Here is a 9,870-nt window from a genome sequence, read left to right on the forward strand (position 1 = left end):
CCCGTGCCTGCCCCTCTTATGGCAGGCGGACTGTATGCTGGTCAGTTGGCCGGAACCTGCGTGAACAGGTCGGCGAACACCGTTTTTGCCTTCCCGGGATGTTTGACCGCCTTGGCGGCATCGAGATTGACCGGCTTGCCGACAACGATCAGCGCGACCATGCCCATGCCGTAGTGCGGTGCGCACTTGACGCCGTAGACGCCCTCCTGGGTCAGCGTGACGGTGATTTCCTCGCTGGTCTTTCCCTTGAAAGGCTCAGTGCCATCCGGGATCATACCCTTGATCGACTCCGCATCGTGGCCCTTGTCGGTCGGAACGAACTTGACGGTGTCGCCGGGTGCAGCCTCGACGAAAGCCGGCTGGAAAACCATTGCGCCTTTTTCGCCCTTGTTGAGCATTTGCACCACATGCTCTTCCGCGCTCGCACCGCCGGCGAGCGCGAGGATAGAGATTGTGGCGGCGAGGATGGAGAGTTTCATCGGTTCGTCCTTTTTGTTTCGTCGTCACGGCATTTGGCCGTTCCATGCCTTTTAGCCTGACAACCCCCGGCAGAATTTGCGCTGGCGCAAACTCGGAGTAGAAAGGTCTCCCGCATGACTGATGCGGAACCAGAGGGCTGTGAGGGATCCGCTTGGCTGCGCTAGACCGATCGCTGATATCGCGGCTGCCGCTCTTCCAGGGGCTGACGCCTGACGAGCAGAGCGAGATCCTGCGAAATGCGCGGTCATCTCGCTATGCCAAGGAGGCAGCGGTTTTCGAGCAGGAGGCCGAGGCCCACTCCTTCTTCGTGCTGATCGCCGGGCACATCCGCGTGGTTCGCACCACGCCGGACGGACAACAGGTCATCGCCAGATACATCAGCGAAGGCGAGATTTTTGGTGTCGCCGCGGCACTTGGCCGGAGGACCTACCCCGCCAGCGCTGTCGCCGCGGTGGACTGCGTGGTGCTGACCTGGCCCAACGCGCTATGGCCGGAACTGGCGAAGCGGTTTCCTGTGTTTGGGGCGACCACTTACCGGACGGTCGGAAACAGGCTGCAAGAAACCCAGGCACGGGTGGTGGAGATGTCGACGGAGCAGGTGGAGCAGCGGGTTGCGCATGCGCTGCTGCGACTGGCCAATCAGACCGGACGAAAGACCGACAACGGCATCGAAATCGACTTTCCGATCTCGAGGCAGGACATTGCCGAGATGACGGGTACGACCCTTCACACCGTCAGCCGGCTGCTCAGCAAGTGGGAAGAGAAGGGGATCATTGCCGGCGGGCGCCAGAAAGTCACTGTCAAGGATCCGCATCGCCTTGTGGTGCTCGCCGAGAACCGGGACAACGGCTGACCGTCAGTGCCCTCCTCGGACAGCCGATTCCAGTTCGACAAGGAAGTCGCCCTCGTCGATCTTATGCTCCCGGCATGCCTCGGTCACGGTATGGAAAGTGCCTATCGGACAGCCGACGCAAAGCATCCTGTATCTCAAAACCACTGCCACCGTCGCCGGCCATCGCCTCATGATCTCGTCGACGACCATGTCCGGATTAATCGAGCTGCGCTCCTTCACGATGAAGTCTCCGCGATTGCGAAGCGTCTTAATAGGTTCCGCTCAGGCCGCTTTCTTTGTGCTTTCGCAACTTTGATGAGCATTGCCGTTTGGCTAAGAAAAGCTAGACAAACGTCATGACCACGATTGCACCGATGACGATCAGCATAAGTCCGCCGATCAGCATAGGGAGCAGCGTGTTGTTCAGGTCGACGCCCGACTCGAATTGCTTGGCCACCGGTGTGTCATTTTTGTGTGGGTCAGTCATGCTTGTCTCCACGGGCCGGCAGACGCGAATCGCGCGGCGTTGCGGTTGAATTGTAGATCGAGGCCTTACCCACGCTTATCGTACGCCGAAGCCTCGGATGCAGGCAGCCCGCCGACAAAGTCCTGGGGCATCAACGCGACGTCGGCCAGCGTGTACCGGTCCAGCGTGTTCTGGAAGGAGGCTATCGCGTCGCCGAACATTCCTGAAAGTTTGCAGCAGCCGGTGAGCACGCACTGATTTCCGGTCGCGAAGCACTCCACAAGCGCGAAATCTGGCTCCGTCAGGCGTACCACGTCGCCGATCCGGATCATCTCGGGGCTCCGCCCGAGGGCTAGCCCACCGGAGCGACCGCGGACCGCTTTCAAGTAACCGCCGCGCGTCAGGGTATTGGCGACCTTGTTGAGGTGCGTTTTGGATACGTTGAACGTGCGTGCCACCTCCTCGATCGTGATCAGGCGATCACCGGCAGAGGCCGCGTACATTAGCATCCTCAAAGCGTAGTCCGAGAAATTGGTCAACCGCACGAACGGTTCCTCTTCGCAATTCTCGTACAGGAGCCACTTACAAACCAACCCCGCATCACAGGTCCTTCTCGAGGATCGGGTCTATGCCCATCGTAGTCTCGCCACGGCTGAAGGCGACGGCGAGACGGAAGCTGTGAGATATGCGCAGTGCGCGGTCCATGAACAGCGCCGCAACCTCGGGTGGGCAGACACGGCGCACCGTTGCGCGAAACAGCTTTAGCCAACGCCGGAAATGGGCCACTCCAAGACCGGAGATCGCCAGGTGTGGCGGTAATGGACGGCCTTCATAACGGGACGACCGGAGCAGCGTAGCGGACCAGAAGTCGCACATCTTAGCCAGATGGCGCGGCCACGCCTCAGGATGGATACCATTATGAAAGATGGGGCCGAGAAGGTCGTCGCGGCGAATCTCATCATAAAAGCCGTCAACCACAAGACGGATCATGGCCTCGTCAAGCACGTCTGGCAACGGGGCACCACCGATGACGATCGTTCTCTTGGTCCGGCCATTCGCAGTCATATGCATGCTCTTGGTTTTCGTCCACAACGGCGATTGATGCATTTGCTTCAAAGGAGGCCTTCGATCGATAGTCGGAATCGCACCTTAAAGAAACATTGTCAATATATGTTTATTGGTCAACCTTGCTGGTGTCCGCAAAACCGCACGTATAACCCCGCGCAGGAACTGCCGGCGCCTCGCATTGTCGTTAACGGCGCGCCTTTGCGCGCATCGCTCCCTGGTTTCTGCCCTGGCAGCCTTGATAGCAAAGCGGCCAGCCCCGGCTTGAGGGCCGGTCGGCTGTTTACATGAGAGCGGAGTTGCAGGCATTCGCGGGCGGTATGCGCCGGAACGACATCAGCCAGCAGGATGCGAAACGTTGCGCGAGCAATGACCGCCCAGGAATTGACGAACCTGCAGCACGCGGCCTTGGTGACGCGATCTGGTATGCCTAGGACGACCGCTCTATCGTTGGCCGGCGGCCTGCTGCAGCCGTGCGATCAGGTCGCGGTTGCGGCAATAGTCTGGCGGATCATCAGCTTGCTGGTGTTCATCGAGCCAAGTCGAGCATTCATCCTGGTGCCCGCAGGAGCGACACCGATCCACCGCTCGATTGGTGACGGCAACTTGGTCCGGAACGACCTTCAATTGTTTGTCGACGCCGAGCTTCTGCATCATGCGGCCCATCAAGGCGGTCCTGGCGTCAACTGAAATTAGGTAGTCGAGAAAACTCATGTCGTTTCGCTCCCGTTTCCTGGCAGATCATTACAATGTCGGCAACCACTGCATTGATCTCGGTCAACAGGTGACTCCTCGTGGCGATATCTGTCGTGCGTGCCTCAAGCGACGGGCGTGAAGGTCCTGATGCGAACGGCGGCTAATACGACATGAAGCGGTTGATGCTGCTCTCTTCGATCAGCGTACGCGTGACGCCGCCGAACGCCGCCGAACGACCATTCCGGCAGCCGGCTATGACCGTATGCGCCGGAAACAGTCAGGTCTGCATGAATCATGTGTGCGAACGCCACCAGCTGTTCGCCATCAGCATCGCCGGGGATGATTTCGCTCCGCGCCCTGATGCCGTGGTGCTCAAGAAAGACGGCGATGTCGCGAGGCTGTTACGGATGCTTTCGTCGCGTTTAGTACCGATTGTATCGATCACGCCTTCAATTGCCTTGGCCAGAAAAGGTAATGCATCTGCTATCCCGCCGCGCTCCCGGGGTCTTTCCAGGCAACCAGCACGGTTTTTGCCATGACATGTTCGACATTGCTTGCGGTGACCAGGACCGGCCGGCCAGTGCCGAGTGCCACGCCGATGTCCACGGCGCGAAAGACATTTTCTCCTTGCTGGCTGCCGGTAACAATGAGGTCGGCGGCATAGGCGGAAACGCGTGGGGTTGCAGACTTCTTGCCGCATTCGCTCGACAGGCAGAAACCAGCCTTTCGAATTCGGCACGCAGTTCGGCGGGCCGCTTTCCAATTTCCGTTCGCTGAAACTGCATGATTTAACCTTCATAGACCAACCATGCCGTCGCCGGCCGCGATGAGCGGCGGGACGTCTGCAACCGCCAGGCCGATAAGTTGAGCCTCGAAGCTTTCCCCGCGTTCGATCCCAATTTCGCCATGGCTGCAGGAGGTGCATCTACGGCAAGGTTTAAATAATTGACTTGTAGCACATTGTGGTCGCCTTTCGCTGGAGCGTTTGGATGCTATGATGAAGTGCATCCGCTTGCACTCGACGCCTTGATGGGTGTCAAATGACGCTACTCACCGGATCCATCCCGAACCTCTGACTAGACCGGTTTTTGCGTGTGCAGAAAGAGCCATGAATGATAGTTAGACTGCGTTGCGGGTTCCCTGATCAAAGGACTTGATTTGGACGACAAACAAACACGTGACTTGTCGACCGGCGTTCGCGCCGAAGGGCGGGTCGCGGCCGAACACGACCGGCTCTCCCAGATGTTCGAGCAGGCCCCTGGTTTCATGACCTTGATGCGTGAGCCGGGTCATGTCTTCGAGCTGACCAATGCCGCCTATCAACGCCTGATTGGCCAGAGGCAAGTGATAGGAAAGTCGGTACGCGAGGCCCTGCCCGAGCTCGAAGGCCAAGGATTCTACGAACTGCTGGACCAAGTATACGAAACGGGCAAGCCCTACAGAGGTCAAGGCGTGAAGGTCGCGCTTCGCAACAAGCACGGCGAGGCGGTCGAAGAACGCATCCTCGATTTCGTATATCAGCCCATCAAGGCTGACGATGGTCGCATCACTGCGATCTTCGTCGAAGGCACCGACGTCAGCGAACTCTCCTATGCAAACGCCGCCCTTCGATTGCGCGAAGATCATTTGCGTTCGATCCTAGCGACAGTGCCCGATGCAATGGTGGTCATCGACGAACAAGGCCGTATTCAATCCTTTAGCACGGCTGCCGAAATGCTGTTTGGCTACCAGTCCAGCGAAGTCATCGGTCAGAATGTCAATCTGCTGATGCCGTCGCCCTACCGCGAAGAGCATGATGCCTATCTTCACCGCTATCTGGCGACAGGGGAGCGCCGGATCATCGGGCTCGGTCGCACCGTCACTGGAATGCGCAAGGACGGCTCGACCTTTCCGATGGAACTCTCTGTCGGCGAGATGCATCCGGGAACCGGGCGCTTCTTTACCGGCTTCTGCCGCGACTTGACCGAACGCCACCTGGCGGAGGCGAGAATACAGGAGCAGCAGCTGGAGCTTCTCCACATGGCGCGGTTTACTGCGCTCGGCGAAATGGCCTCGACGCTTGCCCACGAGATCAACCAGCCGCTCACCGCCATTACCAACTACCTCAAAGGCAGCCGGCGGCTTCTCGAAAAAAGCACGGAAGACAACGCGCCGATGCTGAGGGAGGCCGTCGAAAAAGCAGCGGAACAGGCCCTGAGGGCCGGAGACGTCATTCGCCACCTTCGCGATTTCGTCGCAAGAGGCGAGAGCGAGCGCCAGGTCGAGCGCCTGCCGACACTGATCGAAGAAGCCTCGTCCCTGGCTCTAGTCGGCGCAAAAGAAATAGATGTCCGCGTCAGCTATAAGCTTGATCCCGCCGCCGACCTGGTCTTGACCGATCGCATCCAGATTCAGCAGGTTCTGCTGAACCTGATGCGCAATGCGGTTGAAGCCATGCAAGGCGTGCCACGCCGTGAGCTGCAAATCATAACCATAGCCCGTGATGACGGCATGGCTGAGGTAAGCGTGATTGACACAGGCAAAGGTCTCACGCCGGAAGTCTCCGCCCAGCTTTTCCAGCCATTTGTCACCACCAAAAAGCAGGGCATGGGAGTTGGCCTCTCTATTTGCCGCACGATCGTCGAGTCGCACGGCGGTCACATCTGGGCTGAGGCAATGCCGGCCGGAGGAACCGCCTTCCGGTTCACTTTGCGCATCGTGGAAAAGGAAGAGGTCGCCAGTGGCCGGTAGCAATCTTGTGCACGTGGTCGACGACGACGTCGACGTTCGCAAATCACTTGGTTTTCTGTTGGCGACGGCTAATTTCGCCGTGCGCTTGTACGAATCGGCCACAGCTTTTCTGGCTACGGCCACGAGCAGTCTTGACGGCTGCATCGTGACCGATGTGCGCATGCCCGGCATTGACGGCATCGAGTTCCTGCGGCAGCTCCGGACGCGTGGGCATACAATTCCGGTCATTGTCATGACGGGTCACGCCGACGTGGCGCTCGCTGTTCAGGCGATGAAGGAAGGTGCCGCCGATTTCATCGAAAAGCCATTTGACGACGAGGTGCTGATCGATGCGATCCGCTCCGCGTTGGACCATCGCAACCAGGCGGATGCGACACACCCGCAAAGCGTGGAAATCCGCGGTCGTCTGGCGGCCCTGTCCGAGCGAGAACGACAGGTGCTGGACGGTCTTGTGTCCGGCCTGCCAAACAAGACGATTGCTTACGATCTTGGCATCAGCCCGCGCACGGTCGAGATCCATCGCGCCAATGTCATGAGCAAAATGGCCGCGAGCAGCCTGTCGCATCTCGTGCGCATGGCATTGGTCGTGGAATCCAAACGTTAAGGCGAGTCACTAAGAGACTTGTGGTTGTTTGCCGGGATCCTATCCGGCATCCAATCGCGCCAGTGGGTCGGGTGGATGTCAACGCGTGTGCGGGTGGCGGCGTTCCTCCAGCCTTCCCGCTCCTTTATGCAAGGGAAAACAAGGGTATGTTCGCCATCCTCGTCGAGGACGGCCAGTTCGAGCTCACGACCGAGCGGAGCGCTTGAGATTGGCTTCCACATCATCCCCTATGATGCGTGGGAGCGGCAGGCCCCGCCTTGATCTGGATCATTTTTCAGAAATCGCCCACTCCCGCATCGATACTGACGGCGTGGCGCCCTGCGAACAACGAGGTGGGCTGGACATGTTCGTTGGCTCGTCGTCGGAAAACCGACTCCTTGATCGTGATCAATGACCTCCCTGGCCGCAGGGCTAGGATCGAGATTCAAAAGAGATCCGCGATGCCGGATATCAGAGTCGATGCAGCACGGCGCACCGTGCAGTCACGAAAACAGGAGATCGCGCCGATGCTGATCCGTACGCTTTCCGTCTTGGAATGTACGAAATTGCTAACGGCCAATCGTGTCGGCCGCTTAGCATGCGCGAAGGACGGCCAGCCCTATGTCGTCCCGCTGCATTATGCCCACGCGGACAATCACCTTTATGCATTTTCTATGTTGGGCAAGAAGATCGACTGGATGCGGGCCAATCCGCTGGTGTCCCTCCAGGTCGACGAACGCGGCCAAGGACGGGGATGGAGAAGCGTGGTTGTAGACGGCCGCTATGAAGAACTGCCTGACCAGATCGGCTGCAAGGTTCAGCGCGACTATGCATGGTCAGTGTTGAGCAAGCACGCCAACTGGTGGGAGCCGGGCGCCCTCAAGCCGGTCATGCCTCCGGTGTCGGACAGCGCGCCCCACGTGTTCTTCCGGGTCTTGATCGAGCAGGTGTCGGGCCGCGAGGCAAGTGAGTAGCTGTCTCCACTGCCGCGACGGCTGAAAGCGGTGGCTGGACCGGCGCGTAGGGAGCGGTTCCAGTAGTTTCCCGTACGGACATAACCGAATTTCGCCACGGGCCGATTAGCGCGATTGCTGTTCCACGGATCAACCGGGAAAACAGCCATGCACGCCTACACCAACTCCAGAGTTGCACTGCCGTCGCGGTCCTCCCAGCCCAACCTGCCGGAGGCTTTCGAGCCCGCACCGCTGCAACCACTCAGCTTCTATCCCGCCGGCGCGGAAATCTACGCCCAGGGCGAGAAGGCCGGAGCCTTTTACCAGTTGGAGTTCGGCGGCGTCCGCGTCTACCGCCTGCTTGCTGACGGCCGCCGGCAGATAAGTGCCTTTCACCTCGCCGGAGAGACATTCGGCTTCGAAGCCGGCACCACGCATCATTTCTTCGCCGAGGCGATCAATGCCACCGGTGTCCGCGTCTTCCGCCTCGCTGCTGGGGCGGACAACTCCCATCAGTTGTTGCCCCTGGCGCTCAAGGGGTTGACCAGAGCGCAGGAACACCTGCTGGTCCTCGGTTGCCAGAGCGCCATCGAACGCGTCGCGGCATTCCTAGTCGACATGGCGGAACGGCAGGGCGGGTTGCAGCAGGTCGAACTGCCAATGTCGCGTATGGACATCGGCGATTATCTCGGCCTCACAATCGAGACTGTCTCACGGGTCTTCACCCGGTTGAAGGACAAGGGCGTCATCCGCCTGCTCAACCTGCGCAGCATCGAAATCGTCAGGCACGAAGCGCTTCATGCGATGAGCGAATGAGCCGCGCTCCGACTCCGGGATGTTCTAACACTTCAGACCAATTGACAGCGGGGCACCAAGAGCAAGATAGCAGCGCGGAAGACTATCTTGTTTGCCGCTGGAAGACTGAGGAAACAGCGGGCACGTCTATCGGCGTTCAGGCTTCCGGAGGAAGGCATGGACCAGCACATGGCCACATTGCATCCGGAGCGAATTCAGGCATCGATCGCCTCGCAAGCCGCAGCAAGATCGGCGCTGGTCGCTTCGTGGCGGCGTTCGGCCTCGCTGCAGGCCTGCTCGGCCATGGCCAAGCCGTCGGCCAGCATGTCGAGGACGGGGATCAGGATCGGTCTCGGATCGATGCCGTCGGTTCGAAGCCGGCTCGGTGCGTCCAGCGCGCTCAGCCATTGGTCAAGTTCGAAGAGAGCGGCACCAGGTTGCAGGCCAAGCGACCAGTTAAGCGGCAAGTTTTGCAAGCCGCGGCTCCGGCCTGCGGCATGACTGAAGAGCCGGCGCAGACGGTCCTGACTGAGGCCATTCAGCAGAACGTCGTCAAGCGCGCCACAAGCCTGGCCTTCGCGCGACGCCAAGGTGGGCATGGTCAGGCTCCTTGTTGAAGAAGCCCGCCATGCTCTGCTCGAGCCGAACGACGCTCAACGCGAGCGCGACGACCGGTTCTTGATCTCTACCTCAACCGCGCGCGCCCCTCCCGCGCAGCGGGTTCGTTCCTCCGCCCTATGCTGCCGAGTAGCAATGCGCCGCTAAGGCGACATTTGCAGCAAATGCGGCATGCGCTAGCAGTCAAAAGTCCCGGTATCAGTCGGGGAGCTTTGTCATTTCGACTTGTTATAGCCAACCGCCCGAAAAACCGGCTCGGTGCAGTCCCGCGATGATGGCCGGCACGCGGCGCATCAGGCGCCACAGCAAGCCCGAGCGGTAGTTCTCTATCATCAGAGTGATCGGACCCTGATTGATGCCGACATGGTCCGGCGATACCCAACCGCATGGCCGGCCGTCGGCGGCTGCTATAGTCGGATTGAAGCTTGCGGTGAAGCCGTAAGGGTTGCCCTCTTGCAGGTCGATCTCGTGGAAATAGCGCAGTGCCGGCAGAACGATCTCTGGTGCAAAGGGCAATGAGGTAATCGCTGCCCACGGCGACAACGTCCCATCATCAGGGCCGAATGGCGCACCGCGCGCCAGATAGCCGAAGAAGCGGCGGCCACCGACCGTCATTTGGCGTTTTGTCGGGCTTGGGCCGTCGCTGGCGGTG

14 protein-coding genes and 1 pseudogene are annotated in these 9,870 nt (G+C 59.8%); 7 read left to right on the forward strand and 8 right to left on the reverse strand.

The genetic code is table 11. The annotated features are described in order from the left end of the window. Positions 1–41: 41 nt before the first annotated feature. Positions 42–479 carry a pseudoazurin gene (locus tag NKI54_RS33995; protein ID WP_352694158.1) on the reverse strand — a complete coding sequence of 146 codons (438 nt, stop codon included), beginning with the start codon at positions 477–479 and terminating at the stop codon, positions 42–44. Between the two features lie 152 nt (positions 480–631). Between NKI54_RS33995 and NKI54_RS34000 the strand changes: the two genes are divergently transcribed. Next, complete coding sequence (locus NKI54_RS34000) at positions 632–1,333, forward strand: Crp/Fnr family transcriptional regulator (protein ID WP_352694160.1); 702 nt, start codon at positions 632–634, stop codon at positions 1,331–1,333. 3 nt (positions 1,334–1,336) lie between these two features. Here NKI54_RS34000 and NKI54_RS34005 read toward each other — a convergent pair whose 3' ends face one another. The 4 genes from NKI54_RS34005 to NKI54_RS34020 all read right to left on the reverse strand — a co-directional run bounded on the left by NKI54_RS34005 (position 1,337) and on the right by NKI54_RS34020 (position 2,885). Then, positions 1,337–1,522, reverse strand: coding sequence for a DUF1858 domain-containing protein (locus NKI54_RS34005; protein ID WP_352694178.1), 186 nt, complete (start codon positions 1,520–1,522; stop codon positions 1,337–1,339). Positions 1,523–1,655: 133 nt separating this feature from the next. Then, complete coding sequence (locus tag NKI54_RS34010; RefSeq protein ID WP_352694162.1) at positions 1,656–1,799, reverse strand: hypothetical protein; 144 nt, start codon at positions 1,797–1,799, stop codon at positions 1,656–1,658. Between the two features lie 65 nt (positions 1,800–1,864). After that, positions 1,865–2,323 (reverse strand): RrF2 family transcriptional regulator, encoded by a 459-nt coding sequence (locus NKI54_RS34015; protein WP_352694164.1) that lies wholly within the window; start codon positions 2,321–2,323, stop codon positions 1,865–1,867. Between the two features lie 55 nt (positions 2,324–2,378). Continuing rightward, positions 2,379–2,885: a group III truncated hemoglobin gene (locus tag NKI54_RS34020; RefSeq protein ID WP_352694180.1), complete on the reverse strand. Its 507-nt coding sequence runs from the start codon at positions 2,883–2,885 to the stop codon at positions 2,379–2,381. A gap of 111 nt (positions 2,886–2,996) precedes the next feature. On the opposite strand from NKI54_RS34020, the pseudogene NKI54_RS34025 reads away from it, so the two are divergent. Then, positions 2,997–3,230 (forward strand): annotated as a pseudogene (locus NKI54_RS34025) (c-type cytochrome); the annotation flags it as partial. A 57-nt stretch (positions 3,231–3,287) separates the two neighbouring features. Here the strand turns inward: NKI54_RS34025 and NKI54_RS34030 are convergent. After that, the gene (locus NKI54_RS34030; RefSeq protein WP_352694166.1) at positions 3,288–3,557 is read right to left on the reverse strand and encodes a DUF6455 family protein; all 270 of its coding nucleotides are present in this window, start codon (positions 3,555–3,557) and stop codon (positions 3,288–3,290) included. A gap of 152 nt (positions 3,558–3,709) precedes the next feature. On the opposite strand from NKI54_RS34030, the gene NKI54_RS34035 reads away from it, so the two are divergent. The 5 genes from NKI54_RS34035 to NKI54_RS34055 all read left to right on the forward strand — a co-directional run bounded on the left by NKI54_RS34035 (position 3,710) and on the right by NKI54_RS34055 (position 8,621). Further along, positions 3,710–4,078, forward strand: coding sequence for a hypothetical protein (locus tag NKI54_RS34035; RefSeq protein WP_352694167.1), 369 nt, complete (start codon positions 3,710–3,712; stop codon positions 4,076–4,078). Positions 4,079–4,781: 703 nt separating this feature from the next. Continuing rightward, entirely contained in the window at positions 4,782–6,269 is a 1,488-nt protein-coding gene (locus NKI54_RS34040) for a PAS domain S-box protein (protein WP_502898302.1), read from the forward strand. Beyond that, complete coding sequence (gene fixJ / locus NKI54_RS34045) at positions 6,259–6,873, forward strand: response regulator FixJ (RefSeq protein ID WP_352694169.1); 615 nt, start codon at positions 6,259–6,261, stop codon at positions 6,871–6,873. The genes NKI54_RS34040 and fixJ overlap by 11 nt, the downstream gene beginning before the upstream one ends. A 506-nt stretch (positions 6,874–7,379) precedes the next feature. Continuing rightward, positions 7,380–7,826: a pyridoxamine 5'-phosphate oxidase family protein gene (locus NKI54_RS34050; protein ID WP_352694184.1), complete on the forward strand. Its 447-nt coding sequence runs from the start codon at positions 7,380–7,382 to the stop codon at positions 7,824–7,826. A 147-nt stretch (positions 7,827–7,973) separates the two neighbouring features. Next, positions 7,974–8,621 (forward strand): helix-turn-helix domain-containing protein, encoded by a 648-nt coding sequence (locus NKI54_RS34055; protein ID WP_352694171.1) that lies wholly within the window; start codon positions 7,974–7,976, stop codon positions 8,619–8,621. A gap of 194 nt (positions 8,622–8,815) precedes the next feature. On the opposite strand, the gene NKI54_RS34060 is transcribed toward NKI54_RS34055, so the two are convergent. Beyond that, a complete protein-coding gene (locus tag NKI54_RS34060; protein WP_352694185.1) occupies positions 8,816–9,199 on the reverse strand; it encodes a hypothetical protein in 384 nt (127 codons plus the stop codon). Positions 9,200–9,446: 247 nt separating this feature from the next. Then, on the reverse strand, positions 9,447–9,870 hold a 424-nt coding region (locus NKI54_RS34065), incomplete at its 5' end, for a glucoamylase family protein (RefSeq protein WP_352694173.1).

The organism is Mesorhizobium sp. M0663 (genome assembly GCF_040320585.1).
In the GTDB taxonomy this organism is placed as follows: Bacteria; Pseudomonadota; Alphaproteobacteria; order Rhizobiales; family Rhizobiaceae; genus Mesorhizobium.